The 15,175-nt window shown below is 49.0% G+C and carries 12 protein-coding genes; 3 read left to right on the top strand and 9 right to left on the bottom strand.

Annotated elements, in window-relative coordinates:
- Positions 1-3 precede the first annotated feature (3 nt).
- A complete protein-coding gene (locus FIU82_RS12020; RefSeq protein ID WP_022943467.1) occupies positions 4-861 on the top strand; it encodes a LysR family transcriptional regulator in 858 nt (285 codons plus the stop codon).
- 155 nt (positions 862-1,016) lie between these two features.
- Positions 1,017-1,943 (top strand): porin, encoded by a 927-nt coding sequence (locus FIU82_RS12015; protein ID WP_152441154.1) that lies wholly within the window; start codon positions 1,017-1,019, stop codon positions 1,941-1,943.
- Between the two features lie 98 nt (positions 1,944-2,041).
- On the opposite strand, the gene recG is transcribed toward FIU82_RS12015, so the two are convergent.
- From recG to asnC, 3 genes are all read right to left on the bottom strand, one after another.
- On the bottom strand, positions 2,042-4,063 hold the full coding sequence (gene recG / locus FIU82_RS12010; protein ID WP_152441497.1) for an ATP-dependent DNA helicase RecG: 2,022 nt from the start codon (positions 4,061-4,063) through the stop codon (positions 2,042-2,044).
- Positions 4,064-4,182: 119 nt separating this feature from the next.
- Positions 4,183-4,878, bottom strand: coding sequence for a tRNA (guanosine(18)-2'-O)-methyltransferase TrmH (trmH, locus tag FIU82_RS12005; RefSeq protein ID WP_138508665.1), 696 nt, complete (start codon positions 4,876-4,878; stop codon positions 4,183-4,185).
- 50 nt (positions 4,879-4,928) lie between these two features.
- Positions 4,929-5,387, bottom strand: coding sequence for a transcriptional regulator AsnC (gene asnC / locus FIU82_RS12000; protein WP_022943471.1), 459 nt, complete (start codon positions 5,385-5,387; stop codon positions 4,929-4,931).
- A gap of 155 nt (positions 5,388-5,542) precedes the next feature.
- On the opposite strand from asnC, the gene asnA reads away from it, so the two are divergent.
- On the top strand, positions 5,543-6,535 hold the full coding sequence (asnA, locus tag FIU82_RS11995; protein WP_045979327.1) for an aspartate--ammonia ligase: 993 nt from the start codon (positions 5,543-5,545) through the stop codon (positions 6,533-6,535).
- Positions 6,536-6,599: 64 nt separating this feature from the next.
- On the opposite strand, the gene FIU82_RS11990 is transcribed toward asnA, so the two are convergent.
- The 6 genes from FIU82_RS11990 to FIU82_RS11965 all read right to left on the bottom strand — a co-directional run bounded on the left by FIU82_RS11990 (position 6,600) and on the right by FIU82_RS11965 (position 15,166).
- The gene (locus FIU82_RS11990; RefSeq protein ID WP_022943473.1) at positions 6,600-8,219 is read right to left on the bottom strand and encodes a DUF342 domain-containing protein; all 1,620 of its coding nucleotides are present in this window, start codon (positions 8,217-8,219) and stop codon (positions 6,600-6,602) included.
- Positions 8,220-8,345: 126 nt separating this feature from the next.
- Positions 8,346-8,738 carry a RidA family protein gene (locus FIU82_RS11985; protein ID WP_022943474.1) on the bottom strand — a complete coding sequence of 131 codons (393 nt, stop codon included), beginning with the start codon at positions 8,736-8,738 and terminating at the stop codon, positions 8,346-8,348.
- A gap of 9 nt (positions 8,739-8,747) precedes the next feature.
- Complete coding sequence (spoT, locus tag FIU82_RS11980) at positions 8,748-10,853, bottom strand: bifunctional GTP diphosphokinase/guanosine-3',5'-bis pyrophosphate 3'-pyrophosphohydrolase (RefSeq protein WP_022943475.1); 2,106 nt, start codon at positions 10,851-10,853, stop codon at positions 8,748-8,750.
- Between the two features lie 117 nt (positions 10,854-10,970).
- A complete protein-coding gene (gene rpoZ, locus FIU82_RS11975) occupies positions 10,971-11,246 on the bottom strand; it encodes a DNA-directed RNA polymerase subunit omega (RefSeq protein ID WP_022943476.1) in 276 nt (91 codons plus the stop codon).
- A gap of 65 nt (positions 11,247-11,311) precedes the next feature.
- Positions 11,312-11,932 (bottom strand): guanylate kinase, encoded by a 621-nt coding sequence (gmk, locus tag FIU82_RS11970; protein ID WP_045979328.1) that lies wholly within the window; start codon positions 11,930-11,932, stop codon positions 11,312-11,314.
- A gap of 111 nt (positions 11,933-12,043) precedes the next feature.
- Positions 12,044-15,166 carry an efflux RND transporter permease subunit gene (locus FIU82_RS11965; protein ID WP_152441153.1) on the bottom strand — a complete coding sequence of 1,041 codons (3,123 nt, stop codon included), beginning with the start codon at positions 15,164-15,166 and terminating at the stop codon, positions 12,044-12,046.
- Positions 15,167-15,175: the final 9 nt, after the last annotated feature.

Here is a 15,175-nt window from a genome sequence, read left to right as displayed (position 1 = left end):
CGAGTGGATATCGATTTACTGAAGACGTTCATTGAGGTCGCGCGCACTCGCCACTTTGGCCGCGCTGCAGAAAACTTATATATCACGCAGTCAGCGGTGAGCTTTCGAATTCGTCAGTTAGAGCAAAGCTTGGGCGTCAATCTATTTCTGCGCCAACGCAATAACATCCAGCTGACTGCTCCGGGGGAGCGTCTGTTACCTCACGCTAAGCTGATTGTCACCGGAGTACAGCGTGCCAAGCTGGATGTGGCGCTGGCAGATAACATGCGCCGTCAATTGGCACTCAGTGGCACAGCGAACATTTGGGATGCTTTTTTGCAATTTGGTATTGCCCATATTGTCTCGGCCATGCCGGGCATCTCCTTGGTCGCAGAAGTTAAAAATCAGCAGGAGAGCACTCGACTATTACTCGAACGCACCTTAGATATAGCGGTGCTGTTCGATTTACCTAAGGTCGATGAGTTGTGCGTTGAACCAATTTGCACACTGGATATTATTCCGCTGTCGAGTTATGCCGATGCGACTGCTGAGTCTTTTTTTGATAACCAATATGTATTCGTTGATTGGGGAACGGCATTTTCGCTATGGCATGCCCGCAACTTTGCCAATTCGGCACCGCCTTATTTTCGCACCAGTACTGGACGTATCGCCTTAGAGTTGATTTTACGTTGTGGCGGTAGTGCCTTTGTGCCAAGAGTGCAAGCGCAACAATATCTGGAATCGGGAGAGCTCTTTTTAGTCGAAGGAGTGCCGCAGACCTCGCGAGAAGTGTTCGTCGCCTTTCATAAAGACAATGAACAAAAAGACTTAATTGAAAAGCTGCAACAGCAGCTACAATTAATCGGTGAAGAACTCACATAAACATCATTATTAAAGCGTTGAATGTGAAGCTTAAATGTCACCTCGGTGACACTTTGTTGAACTTTAAATGTCATTTGTCATATTTCTGTAATTTAATACTGGCAGACTGCAGGCGTTTTAATTATGTGTTGCGATTTTTAACTGAGGAAACGACTATGAGATTTGCTCCTTCTGCACTAGTGCTCGCTGTGGCGGCTGGATTGCCTTTTTACGCATCGGCTGATGTCAATATTTACGGTAAAGCGAATGTAACAGTGCAATCATCTGATGAGGGTGAGGGATCATTCACTGAAATCAAAAGTAATGCGTCTCGCCTTGGCTTTAAAGGCTCAGAGGGGATTGCTGATGGCTTGGACGTAGTTTATAAACTTGAGTTTCAGGTTGATTTGTCTGATGCTGATTCAAAAGGCGATAAAGACAACATCACTGCACGTAACCAGTACGTCGGTCTTAAAGGTAACTTTGGCCAAATCGTGATTGGTCGTAACGATACCGCGCTAAAGCAATCGCAAGGTAAAGTTGACTTGTTCAGTGATCTTGAAGGCGATATTAAAAACGTATTCAAAGGTGAAAATCGCTTAGGTGACTCAGTTACATACACCTCTAATAGCCTCAATGGTTTTAAAGTTATTGCCAGTTATATCGCTGAAGATGATACCGATGCCGACAACGGCTATTCGGTTGCCTTGACTTATGGTGATAAAGGCCTGAAAAAATCCAACGTGTACGCCGCAATTGCCGCTGACAGTGAAGTAAAAGGCTACGACATTTTACGTGCTACTGTGGGCACTAAAGTCGTAGGAATAAAGCTCGGTGCCATGTACCAAACACAAGAGCCCGCAGCAGGTGGTGAAGACAGCGACGGCTTCTTAGTAAGTGCAGCATATGCGATTGATAAAACGGTATTAAAAGCGCAATACCAAACCATGGATTTTGCTGGCAACGACCGTAATGCGATGACCGCTGGCGTTGATTACAAGTTTAATAAAAGTACCAAGCTATTTGGCTTTTATACCAAATTTGATGACGATGCGAGCGCTGATGAAGACTATTTAGCTGTAGGCATGGAATACAAATTCTAAGCTTTTGCAGATGAAAAACCCGCCCATTTGGCGGGTTTTTTGTTGTCTAAATACAGTGAGTAGCACACTTATAATGCTTTGATACAGGTATAGATCCATCAGGCCTGGGCGTAGGCAGAGCGGTCGCCCAACCAGCGCCAACACAATGCCTTGGCTACCTCTGGATGTTGTATGAGAAGCTGTTTGGCGAGCGGACGAAGGTTGTTGATTAAGGCTTTGTCGCGCTCTAAATCCGCCACTTTAAAATCGGTCATGCCGGTTTGTTTTGTGCCCAACACTTCCCCTGGTCCACGAATTTGCAAATCGCGCTCGGCAATAACAAAACCATCGTTGCTATCACGTAACACTCCTAGACGCTGCTGCGCAGTATGTGACAAAGGGGCATGATAGAGCAGCACACAATGGGAGGCTGCCGCGCCCCGGCCAACACGACCACGGAGCTGATGTAATTGCGCCAAACCTAAGCGCTCGGGGTTTTCTATGATAATTAGGCTGGCATTAGGGACATCAACACCCACTTCAATCACTGTCGTTGCCACTAGCACATCAAGTTCGCCGTCTTTAAACTCACTCATAACGCGCTGCTTTTCATCCGCCTTTAGACGACCATGAACTAGGCCAATACGCAGCTCAGGAAGGCGCTCACGAAGCTCTTCGGCGCTTAATTGCGCGGCTTGACACTGCAGCGCATCCGACTCATCAATCAGGGTACACACCCAGTAAACTTGTCTACCTTGCTCTTGTACCGCTTTGTGCACACGCGTTATGACATCGTCGCGTCGGCTGTCGGGAATAGCAACGGTGGTAACAGGCGTGCGCCCCGGGGGCAGCTCGTCGATAATTGATGTTTCCAAATCAGCGTAAGCGGTCATCGCTAAGGTGCGAGGGATGGGGGTGGCGGTCATCACCAATTGGTGTGGGTAGCAATCGCCAAAGCGGCCTTTCTCACGCAGTGACAAGCGCTGGTGGACGCCAAAACGGTGTTGCTCATCAATTATGATCAACGCCAGGTTATTGAATTGCACCTGATCTTGGAATAATGCGTGGGTGCCAATAATCATTTGCGCCTGGCCACTTTGAATATCGCTCAGGGCGTGCTCACGTGCTTTGCCTTTGGTTTTACCACCAAGCAGGGTGACTTGAATACCGCGCGGGGTAAACCAACGGTTGAAGTTTAAAGCATGTTGCTCGGCGAGAATTTCTGTCGGCGCCATGAGCGCCACTTGGTAACCTTGGGCGATGGCGCATAAGCTTGCCAGTGCTGCCACTAAGGTTTTACCTGAGCCAACATCGCCTTGTACCAAGCGCATCATTGGATACGGCTGCTGCATATCCGTTTTAATCTCTGCCACTACGCGTTGCTGTGCTGACGTCGGCGTAAACCCTAAAGACGCTAAAAACGGCTGCTCTAAGGCATTATTTGGCGCCAAGGCCACGGCCTTGTGAGCTTGCCCCTGTTGCCTTAGGGCCAACAAGCTGAGGTTATGGGCCAGTAACTCTTCAAATGCCAGACGTTGCTGCGCTGGATGTTCACCGAGCTCTAAAGCTTGGGTATCGCTATCAACCGGTGGTTGGTGAATAAAGCGAATGGCATCGGCGAGTGACCAACCTGCGGGACGATACTGTTGTGGCAGTAGCTCTTCTATTGGCGCGCGATTCAAGGCTTGCAGCGCTTGAAGCATTAGGTTGCGCAGTGATAGTTGTTTTAGTCCGTCGGTGGTCGGATAAATGGCGCTTAAATGTGTTTGTGTGGGGAGGGCTTCGGGGCTGTCACTAATATTGTACTCAGGATGCGCCATTTCCAGCCCGACTTTAGCGCGGCGCACTTCACCAAAACAGCGGATCACTTTGCCCTCTTGCATGGCGTTTTTTTGCGCCGCAGAGAAGTTAAAGAACCTGAGTGTCATGCGTCCACTGCCATCATTAATATGACACACCAACATCCGCCGGCGACCAAAGGTAATGTTGGCGGATTCAATGGTGGCTTGCACACACACATGGGTATGTGGCAGAAGCTCGCAGATGGGAACAATGCGGGTGCGGTCTTCATAGCGCAGCGGCAAATGAAATAGCATGTCTTGCACGCTGCGAATGCCAAGCTTGGCAAGGCGCTCGGCCATTTTTGGGCCAACGCCTTTGAGCTCGTTAATGGGGTAGGTGTTCAGGCTTGGCAAATGGCATGTCCTTCAAACAGTTATAACCTAAGTGTACTGACTGCTGGGCCTTGCTTTCAAGTCACTTAGCGCTGACGTTTGTAGCGTAAGGTATCCCAGAACTGTTCACTGGCAATAATTTCACCGTCCTCATCGAGAGCCGGGTAGGGGAGTCCCTTTTCTTTGCATTGCTGGGCAATAATAGGGTGGCATCCTTCGAACAGTAAAGTGTGCTTGATTTGTGGATTGAGCATATCGCGTTCATACAAGCCAGCGGCTTCGCGTTGGCGCTGTGCCTCGTATAGGATTAACGCTGCAGCCACAGAGACATTTAGAGACTGCACCATACCGCGCATTGGAATAACGATATGTTTATCAGCATGGGCAAGCGCTGCATCGGAAATACCCTCGCGCTCTTGGCCAACAATCACGGCGGTGGGTTGGGTGTAGTCAATATCACGATAGTCGACGGCGTCGCTGCTGAGGTTGGTGGCCAGCAACTGCACCCCAGGGATCTGCTCGCGAATACTGCCAACAGCCTGGTCAATATCGTCATGCATATGGGTGTGCACCCAGTTTTTGCTACCGCCGGAGGTGTTATTGGTGAGACGACGCTGCTCTTTAGGCCAGACCGCATGAATATGGTGACAACCGACAGCGTCGGCGGTGCGCACGATGGCCGAAAGATTATGGTGCTTATGCACTTCATCTAAGCACACGCTGAGATCGGTTTGTCGTCTATCTAAAACTTGTTTTACTCGGTGGTAACGCTTTTCGCCCATAGCCCATCTTTGCTGTTACAAAAAAGTGCGCCGATTATACGCCAATGTGGCTATGGGGTCACACTACGATTAATAGGGTTTTGCAAAGAAATCAGCGTTTCGGTTGACTGAATTGCTTCAATCGCTTGCACTTTATTGATCAGCACGTCTTGTAAGTGCTCGATGGAGCGCGCCATCACCTTAATAAAAATGCTGTAATTACCTGTGGTGTAGTAGGCCTCGACTACTTCTTCGAGCTCACGCAATAGCTCTAAAGTATGGGGGTAGTCGCGGGCATTGTTGAGGTTAATGCCAATAAAGCAACACACATCATACCCCAGGCGTTTAGCGTCAACACGTACCTGGGTGCCGGTGATCACTCCGGCTTGGCGCATTTTTTCTATGCGCACATGAATGGTCCCAGCACTGACTCCGCATTGTTTCGCCAATTCGGCGTAAGGGGTGCGGGCATTACTCATCAAGCTCTTAAGGATGGATTTGTCTAAATTGTCGAATCGATAATTTTCCATAGCTAAAACACATAAAAAATAAATGATATCTAATATGCTCGAGTTAAATTGATTTCTATTTTTAAGTAAAGCTCTTTTTGTTAAATGGTATTGAATAAAACGCTCGCTGAGGTATGGTTTTTATATCGAACAAAGCAGCAATGGGAATGAGGACCATGAGCACAGAGTATATTCAACAACAGCAGCAAATTAGTACGGTTAAACAGGTATTTTCACAGCACTTAGCAGCGGCTTTGAATCTTGTTGAGGTGCAGGCGCCGATTCTTGCCCAGGTAGGAGATGGCATTCAAGATGAGCTCAGTGGTCATGAAAAGGCCGTCGCCGTGCAGGTGAAAACCCTACCTGAGCAACGTTATGAGGTGGTGCATTCATTAGCGAAGTGGAAGCGTAAGACCCTCGCTGATTACGGCTTTGCGGTGGGCTCGGGATTGTACACACATATGCGGGCCTTGCGCCCAGACGAAGAGCGTCTAAGCCCTATCCATTCAGTGTATGTTGACCAGTGGGATTGGGAAAAGGTGATTTGTGAGCGTAGCGAGCGCAGTTTAGCGACGCTAAAGGCCACCGTTGAGCAAATTTACGCTGCCATTAAAGCGACAGAAACCTATGTCGGTGAGCAGTTTGATATTGCTCCTTATCTACCTGAAAAAATTCATTTTATTCATGCCGAGAAGTTGCGTCAGGCATACCCAGATCTAAGCGCGAAAGAGCGGGAGCGTGCGGTTTGTAAGCAGTATGGTGCAGTCTTTCTCATCGGCATCGGTGGTAAGCTCGCAGACGGTCAACGTCATGACGTGCGCGCCCCGGATTATGATGATTGGTCTACTCAAGGAGATGAGGGGTTGCCTGGACTTAACGGCGATATCTTAGTGTGGAACAAGGTACTTGAAGATGCATTTGAGATTTCTTCCATGGGCATTCGGGTTTGCCCCGAGTCATTACTCACTCAGCTGGAGTTGAGCGAGCAAAGCCACAAAACGCAACTGCCTTGGCATCAAGCCTTGCTTCATAAAAAGCTACCCCAAACCATTGGTGGCGGTATCGGCCAGTCTCGTTTAGCGATGTTGCTTTTGCAAAAGAGTCATATTGGTCAAGTGCAGGTAGGAGTATGGCCTGAACAGCTAAAACAACAGCAAGCCTTATTGTAAATCTTGTGGTTAGCGTGCTGAGCCTCGTTATGAGTAATGGGCTAAGCACGCTTTTTTTTGCTGTTTAGGAGGTTTTAAACTCAACCTCTATTTTGCTTTTTTCTAGTTTTACAACGCAGGGTGGGTACTGCCTGGCTGTTTTCAGTACCTTGTCAAAGATATGAATCTCAACGCCGGAATTTAAGCGTTGATGGGCGACAAGGTTGGCGCCATCTAGCAGTGAATGTAAGGTGTTATCTAAGCTAGACAGCTTAGTTTCAAGCTCATCCGCTTGTTGTACTAGGGCCAGTTGCGTGGCACCAATTTTTTCAATGAGTTGCTTTTTCTTTTCCGCGTCTTTAATCGCTTCGGCCTTCTCTAATGCATCTTGCAACGACGCGAGTTTATCGTCAGTCTGCGAAAGTTGCTGCACACAGGCGTCGTTGTCAGCGGTAATATCCGCGCCTCGGGCAACTAGATTAATGCGCATCTTGGCCCCCGACTCACTACCAATTTCACCGGCTTCAAGGCGGCAGGCATCGAGTACTTCACCGCCAAAGAGCTTACCATTAGGGCTCTCTTCTGGCCCTACTATAAGGCTTTCTAGGGCTTTTAATTGGCAATGGCTAGCTTGGCGTTCGATATAGATATTGGTGGCTTCTAGGTAGCAATATTGGGCGTGGCTGATATGTAAATTACCGCCTGCATTAATCTGGCAAGTAAGCTCGGCGTCATTTTGTTGGTGGTTAGGGTGACCAATGGTGCCCTGTTTGATGGTGATATCACCGGTGGCATTAAGAATACCTGATTCTACCGTGCCCAGTACGCTAATTTCACCCTTAGCGGTCACCCGCATACCCGGCTCAACGTTATGGGTGATCACCACAGAGCCATCAAAATCGATATGGCCACTTTTAACGTTCACTTCTTTAATCGTGAAAATATCGTCAACGCGCATGCCATTGGGAGATTCCACGGGCACGCCAGAAACAGTCGCGCGCAGCTCCAGTGGGTTATCCGGATTGAGTTCGGTCCCCTCTCCGGGGGTTAAAGACAGTTGCTCACCAGGTTTGGCTTCAAGTACATCGCCGGTGACGGTGAACCCCTCTTTCCCTGGAGTTGCAGGCTTTTGGATCATTAGAACAGTGCCGGGCTGAACGCTGGCAAGTTTGCCAAAGTCGCGCATATCAACCGTGCCGTCTTCACGGCGTTTAGGTTTGTTAATGCGATCTTTTAGGGTTTGTGTTTGTTTGACTAGTTCGCTGGGCTGCCCATCAACGGGTAAGCGTCCACGTGCTAATGTGCCTTTCACTGAGCTACCAGGGGCCAATTCAAATTGCTGTTGTAAAAGTTTTTCTAAAAGCGCTTGTTGGTAGCCTCGGCGTACACCCGCCACCACAATGGCCTTTTTGCCGGCTTCCAAATCGAGGGCTTTGCCCCCTTGCGCTGTGGTTAGGCGTCCCATCGCTGACATTTTATCGTCGCTGATGGTGACCTCTAACGTGGCATCTACGCGCTTACCGACTACGATACTCGGACCTGATTCTTCACCGCTGTAAAACTTATCGAGGTGCTCGTCGTCCACTTTACAGCCAGCAAATTCTGATTGCTGTAATGCTTCTAGCATGGCTGCTTTTGATGGTGGCGCCGGTGTCTCCTGCGTCACATTAAACAGCACATTGCCATTGTGGGCCAATTTAAACACAAATAATTCCTTGCAAGCACACGACTTTATTAAGTTTTATCCTACTTTATGAGATTTACAAGGAGAATGGAAGAGAGGAGAGGGCAGAAAACTCTGCCCAAAAAGTATACCAGTGAGGTGGGTTGTCTAATTAGTGGATGGCAGCTCCATAATTCCGTCGATTTCAACTTGCGCGCCTTTAGGCAGCTCTTTCACACCAATAGCAGCGCGAGCAGGGTAAGGCATTTTGAAATGTTGGCTCATAATTTCATTCACCGTGGCAAAGTTGCTCAAGTCGGTAAGGAAAATATTGACCTTAACCATATCTTGTAACTCACCCCCGGCGGCTTCACAAACGGCGGCCAGGTTTTTAAATACTTGCTGTGTTTGTTCCGCGAAGTCATCAGAGATCATTTCCATGGTCTCTGCCACAAGTGGAATTTGCCCCGAAAGGTATACAGCGGTGCCTACCTTAACAGCTTGGTTATAAGTGCCAATAGCTGAGGGGGCTTGGTCGGTTGATATAATAATTTTATTCATGATTGTCCTTTACTTTTTACGGTAGACCTTTTGTACATCTGGCATCACCCGGATGCGGCGCATGATATTTGCTACGTGAATACGGTCTTTCACGGTCACGCCAAGGTCAATAACATATAAATTGCTTTCTTTTTCATCAGTTGTTAGTTCAACAATATTAGCGCCTGTTGACGCCACTAAGTTGGTAAGCTTAGCGAGCACACCTTGGTGGTTGATGATTTCCACACGCAAAGCGGCAATGTATTCTTTTTCTGGATTATCTTCCCACTTCACAACAAAGTATTTTGATGACTCGCTTTGCCAGCCGCGAATATTTTTACATTCTTGGCGGTGCACGGTCAGGCCTTTGCCTTGGCTAACATGAGCGACAATGGCATCACCTGGGACCGGACGACAGCACTTAGAGTAATTGACCAGCATGCCTTCGGTACCAATAATGGCCGCCTTTGCCGATTTTTCTAAGTCGTCGATTTGTTCCTCGTCTACCTGCAGTAGGCGTTTGGCAACCAGCATGCTCATAATGTTGCCACAGCCTATTTCGACCAATAGCTCCAGCAAGGTGTTGAGTTGGTGCTCTTCAAGTACACGCGTTATCCGCTCTTCACCTATCTCGTCCAATGCGTGCTCGCCCAAAGCCGAATCAAGCAGACGACGCCCTAATTGCATGGCCTCTTCTTGGCGTTGGCTCTTAAGGTAATTACGTACACATAAACGTGCTTTTGCGGTAACAATAAAGTTGAGCCACGTGGCGTTAGGGTGTGCCCCTGAGCTGGTGATCACCTCTACGGTTTGCCCGGTATCAAGCGGTCGACTCAAGGGGTGCGGTTTGCGATTGACGCGGGCACCTACACAGGTGTTGCCAACATCGGTGTGCACCGCATAGGCAAAGTCAACAGCGGTGGCCCCCATGGGCAACTCGATAATACGGCCATCAGGAGTAAATACGTAAATCTCTTCAGGGAACAGTTCAGTTTTAACGTTTTCCACGAACTCAAATGAAGAGCCTGCACTTTGTTGCAGCTCGAGTAGGCTTTGCATCCATTGACGGGCGCGCTGCTGAGCCGTGTGTCCGGTATTTTCTCCCGCCTTTTTGTACATCCAATGTGCCGCGACCCCTTTATCGGCCATGTGATCCATATCTAAGGTGCGAATTTGAATTTCTACGGGAATGCCGTGTGGCCCCACCAACGAGGTATGTAGCGACTGATAGCCATTGGTCTTTGGTACGGCAATATAATCTTTAAAACGTGTTTCGATAGGTTTATAGAGATTATGCGCCACCCCAAGCACGCGGTAACAGGTATCCATGCTATCAACAACAATGCGAAACGCATAAATGTCCATCACCTCGTTAAACATCAGCTCTTTGTTGAGCATTTTTTTGTAAATGCTGTAGAGGTGCTTTTCTCGCCCTGATACTTGCGCTTGAATGCCAGCATCTTCCAAGCGTGATTCAATCTCACCCTGAATATTGCTGATCACTTCCTTACGATTGCCTCGTGCTTTCGCAACCTCTGATTTCAGGGCGCGATAGCGCATCGGGTAAAGCGCTTGAAAACCTAAGTCTTCGAGCTCGTTTTTAATGTCGTGGATACCTAAGCGGTTAGCGATGGGGGCAAAGATTTCTAAGGTCTCGCGGGCGATGCGACGACGCTTGTCAGGACGTAGTGCTCCCAGGGTGCGCATATTGTGGGTGCGGTCCGCCAATTTAATTAAAATAACGCGGATGTCCTGAGTCATCGCCATGATCATCTTGCGATAGTTTTCAGCTTGGAATTCTTTTTTGTCTTTGAAGCTGAGTTTATCGAGCTTACTGACGCCCTCGACGAGTTCGGCGACCGTCTCGCCAAATATCTCCGCCAGGTCTTGTTGCGAGAAGTCGGTGTCTTCGATGACATCGTGCATAAGCGCCGCCATAAGGGTCTCATGGTCGAGCTTCATGCTGGCTAAAATTTGCGTTACTTCAACGGGGTGTGTGATGTACGGCTCACCACTTGAGCGAAATTGTCCTTCATGGGCTTCACGGGCCACCACATAGGCTTTTTGTACCAATGCCACATCAGCCGGAGGCAGGTACTCGGATATTTTTTTCTTTAGACCTTCAAAGAGATACATTCACACTCCAAACACAGCGAGGCGAAATTGAACAGTTAAGGTGAATATACGATGAAAAGAGGGGAAAGCCAACGGCTGCGCGAGTATTGCAGCCGTTTTGAGAGCGTTAGAGGCCGCTTATTGGTTACCGCCAACGATAGCCGCAACAGCTGCCATTTCAGCAGCTTCTTGGTTTTGCTGCTCTTGGCGCTCAATGGCCTCTAGGGTATCCACAGTAATGTGGCCTTCCTCGATTTCACGCAAAGCGAGAACCGTTGGTTTATCGTTTTCAGCATCAACCATAGGATCTTTACCACCTACGGCGATCTGGCGCGCACGACGGGCGGCGACAAGGATTAAGTCAAAACGGTTGCCAATTTTATCTACTGCATCTTCAACAGTTACGCGAGCCATGCTTCACTCCAAAATTTAATTCTGTAAACGCATAGTTTACTGCAAGGTTAAGTTTAGGCCAATAGTTATTTTAACAAGTCGTGGATTAGTTCGTTATGTTTTACACGCTGAGCGCTGATGCTTAAGCGCTTGGCTTTAACGATGGTTTCAATCTCAGCTAAAGCGGTGTCAAAGTCATCATTAACGACCAAGTAATCATACTCATCAAAGTGTGAGGTTTCCGATTGCGCCTTGGCCATGCGCCCGGCAATCACGTCTGCGGAATCTTGGCCGCGATTGGTTAGGCGATTTTCAAGCTCTGCTTTGGACGGTGGCAAAATAAAAATAGTGGTGACGTCCGGGGCTAATTCTCGCACTTGTCGCGCGCCTTGCCAGTCGATATCGAGAAACACATCAATGCCGTTGGCAAGTTGCTGTTCTATCGCCGCTTTTGAGGTGCCGTAATAGTTGTCGAACACTTGCGCCCATTCAAAGAAATCATCATTGTCGATCAGTGTTTTGAACTCAGCTTCGCTTACAAAATGATAATGCTTGGCGTTTTGCTCACCAGGGCGAGGAGCACGAGTGGTGTGCGACACCGATACTTGCATATCACTATGTTGTTGGAGTAACGCATTGATCAAGCTGGACTTACCCGCACCAGATGGGGCGGATAAAATAAACAAATTACCACGAACTTGGCTCATGATGTCTCTCTAAATACTGGGGTTTAAAAAAGAGCCGCGTAGTATAGCGGATTTCTCAGCCTAGGTTAACTGGCGCATAAACCTGTTGTCGATTCATGCGCCACAATAGCTTTAGTGTTTAAGCTTAGCCTGAGAAAAACGTGGATACAAAGCTGGCAACACAAACAAAGTTAATAAGGTGGATGTCAATAGTCCACCGACAATGACGCTTGCCAAGGGGCGCTGAATTTCGGCGCCCACACCTTGAGAAAGCAGCATTGGAATCAAGCCTAATGCCGACGTGATGGCGGTCATCAGCACCGGGCGCAGGCGCTGTGTGGCCCCCTCAAATACTGCGCTGGCTAGAGCCTGGCCGCTATTGATACGCTGATTGATGCTCTCGACCATCACCACTCCATTGAGTACGGCAACGCCAAATAAAGTAATAAAGCCTACCGAGCTTGGCACCGATAAATACTGCCCACTTAAATATAAGGAAAACACCCCGCCAATAACTGCCAATGGGACGTTGATTAGTATCAGCAAGGCTTGGCCGGCGCTGCCAAACGCAAAATACAGTAACAGCGCGATGGCAGCCAGTGACAATGGAATAACAATGCTGAGGCGCTGCTGTGCCCGCTTTTGATTTTCGAATTGCCCGCCGATGGCCACAGAGTACCCGCTGGGCAGCGCCACATCATTTGCGATTTGTTCACGAATTTGCGCCACCACCGAGCCCATATCCCGGCCTTGTACATTTACTTGGACTACAACTCGGCGCTGTACATCGTCGCGGCGCACCTGAGGAGGCCCCGATTTAATGCTAATATCGGCCACATCGGCTAAGCGCACCCACGCCCCGTTGCTAGCTTGCAAATATAAATTGCCAATGGCTTGTGGGGTTTGTCGGTAGGGTTTATCAATGCGTACGTTAATATCATAGCGTTCATTGCCATTAATAATTTGTCCGGCTCGTACACCGCCAATGCCGTCGCGCACCAAGCCCATCACATCGGCGACTTGCAAGCCATAACGAGCCAAGGCTTGGCGTTTTGGCTTAACGATCAGTTGTGCTTCGCCGGCAATTTGTTCAAGCGCGACATCGCGGGTGCCTGGCACCGCTTTTACCGCATTGGCAATGGCCTCGCCCTGAGTCGCTAGCACTTCAAGTTCGGGGCCAAATAGTTTGATGGCCAGCTGCGCTTTTACTCCAGACAGTAACTCATCAACTCGTGTGGCGATAGGCTGAGAAAAGTTAAACAACAATCCAGGGTGGGCACTGAGCTTTTGCTCCATCAAGGCTTGTAGTTGGTAGCGGTTTTCTGCACTTTGCCACTGACTGGGGGGCTTTAAGCCAATATATATTTCGATGTTATTGACCGGCTCGGGGTCGCCCCCAATTTCGGCCCGACCGATACGGCTTAGGGCGTACGTGACCTCGGGAAAGCTTAACAGTTTGGCTTCTAGTTTGGGGGCCACTGCTAGTGCTGTTTCGAGGCTTGAAGAAGGCGCCAAGGTAACGCGCAGGTTAATGGTACCTTCTTCGAGCTCGGGAACAAATTCGGTTCCCAACTGCCCTAGGGTGGCAACAGCGCCAGCAACGAGTATAAGCGCCGTGACTACTACCGCTTTGGTATGCGCTAGGGCCAGGTGCAATGTTTTCCGATAAAGCACATCCAAGGGTTTGAGCATCAAGCTGGGGCGCGATGTGATTTGACCGGTAAACAGATAGCTTGCTAGTGCAGGAACGATAATCAACGCCACGAAAATGGCACTGATCACCGCTAAAATAATGCTTATCGCCATCGGTTGGAACAGTTTGGCTTCAACGCCTTCGAAGCTAAAGAGCGGCATAAACACGACTAAAATAATGGTTGCGGCGAAAAACACGGGTCGAGCGACCTCTTTACCCGCGAGTAAAATACGCTCGCGTGCCGTTAACGTGCTGTCTTGGCGGCTTAAATGCTTAAACATGTTCTCAACCATTACCACTGAGCCGTCGACCAGCATGCCAATCGCCACAGCAAGACCGCCAAGTGACATTAAATTAGCGGAAACGTTAAGCCACACCATCATCATTAAGGCCATAGCAATGGCAATAGGGATGGATATGAGCACTAATAACGTGGCGCGTAGGTTCATTAGAAACAGGGCGAGCACAACAACGATAAAAATAAAGGCGAGAGTGAGTGCATTCACCACCGTATTCACGGCTTTGGTGATAAGGTCTGCTTGGTCATAAAAAGGTTGAAATCGCACCCCTTGTGGCAGCGCTTGATTGATCATTTGCACCCTTTGCTCGATCCCATCGATGGTGGCTTTGGTATTGGCACCCATGCGTTTGAGGACAATGCCAGAGACTACTTCACCTAACTGCTCGACCTCGCCCTGGGCGTTTTTACGGCTCATGGTCACCGCACCTTGGCGAATCTCGCTGCCTAAGCGTACCTCAGCAATATCACCGACGGTAATGACCGTGCCGGCGACGGTTTTTACCGCCACTTGTTTTATTTGCTCAATGCCTTGACGTGAGTGAGCAAACCAGCCGGTGCCGCGCACTACCAGCTGTTCTTGACCACGGTCCATATACCAACCGCCCACATTGTCATTGCTGGCATTGAGTGCGGCAACAAGGTCTTGCTGCGTTAATTGGTAGGCGAGTAACTTATTCGGGTTGATTGCGACTTGGTATTGGCGCACACGACCACCAAATGACAGCACATCAGTGACGCCGTCAATCGGCATAATCAGCAGCTTTACCACCCAATCATTGAGTGAGCGCAGGGCCATCGTATCGAGCTCGGCCTCTGCATCGGCTATAAGTAAGTACTGATACACTTGCCCCAAGCCTGAGGTATTGGGGCCCATCTCAGGGCTGCCAAGACCGTCAGGGATAAGCTCTTTGGCGGCTTGTAAACGCTCAAAAACCAGCTGTCTAGCAAAGTAAATATCGGTGTCCTCGTTAAACACGATGGTCACTCCAGAAAGGCCTGTTTTAGATATTGAGCGCACTTGCTCGACATTGGGAAGTGCATACATAACCGCTTCGATAGGGTAGGTGATCAGTTGCTCTACCTCTTCGGCGGCCAGACCGGGGGCTTCGGTGTTTACCGTTACTTGTACATTGGTGACGTCGGGAAAGGCGTCTAAGTTAAGTTTAGGGATCACTGTGATGCTGGCAGCGATCAGGCTCACCAACGCCAGCACGACAAGGAGGCGGTTACGCACCGCCCAAGCAATAATAGAGTTAAACATTGTGCCGCT

The sequence above is a fragment of the Pseudoalteromonas sp. THAF3 genome (assembly GCF_009363775.1).
Classification (GTDB): domain Bacteria; phylum Pseudomonadota; class Gammaproteobacteria; order Enterobacterales; family Alteromonadaceae; genus Pseudoalteromonas; species Pseudoalteromonas ruthenica.
Note: the sequence above shows the minus strand (reverse complement) of the source record. Positions and strands in the feature narration are given on the sequence as shown.

Bases quoted from the DNA above. Each gene is read 5' to 3' on its own strand.
- asnA (WP_045979327.1), top strand. From the start codon at position 5,543: ATGAGCACAGAGTATATTCAACAACAGCAGCAAATTAGTACGGTTAAA.
- FIU82_RS12015 (WP_152441154.1), top strand. From the start codon at position 1,017: ATGAGATTTGCTCCTTCTGCACTAGTGCTCGCTGTGGCGGCTGGATTG.
- asnC (WP_022943471.1), bottom strand. From the start codon at position 5,387: ATGGAAAATTATCGATTCGACAATTTAGACAAATCCATCCTTAAGAGC.
- FIU82_RS11965 (WP_152441153.1), bottom strand. From the start codon at position 15,166: ATGTTTAACTCTATTATTGCTTGGGCGGTGCGTAACCGCCTCCTTGTC.
- spoT (WP_022943475.1), bottom strand. From the start codon at position 10,853: ATGTATCTCTTTGAAGGTCTAAAGAAAAAAATATCCGAGTACCTGCCT.
- rpoZ (WP_022943476.1), bottom strand. From the start codon at position 11,246: ATGGCTCGCGTAACTGTTGAAGATGCAGTAGATAAAATTGGCAACCGT.
- FIU82_RS11985 (WP_022943474.1), bottom strand. From the start codon at position 8,738: ATGAATAAAATTATTATATCAACCGACCAAGCCCCCTCAGCTATTGGC.
- recG (WP_152441497.1), bottom strand. From the start codon at position 4,063: ATGGCCGAGCGCCTTGCCAAGCTTGGCATTCGCAGCGTGCAAGACATG.
- gmk (WP_045979328.1), bottom strand. From the start codon at position 11,932: ATGAGCCAAGTTCGTGGTAATTTGTTTATTTTATCCGCCCCATCTGGT.
- trmH (WP_138508665.1), bottom strand. From the start codon at position 4,878: ATGGGCGAAAAGCGTTACCACCGAGTAAAACAAGTTTTAGATAGACGA.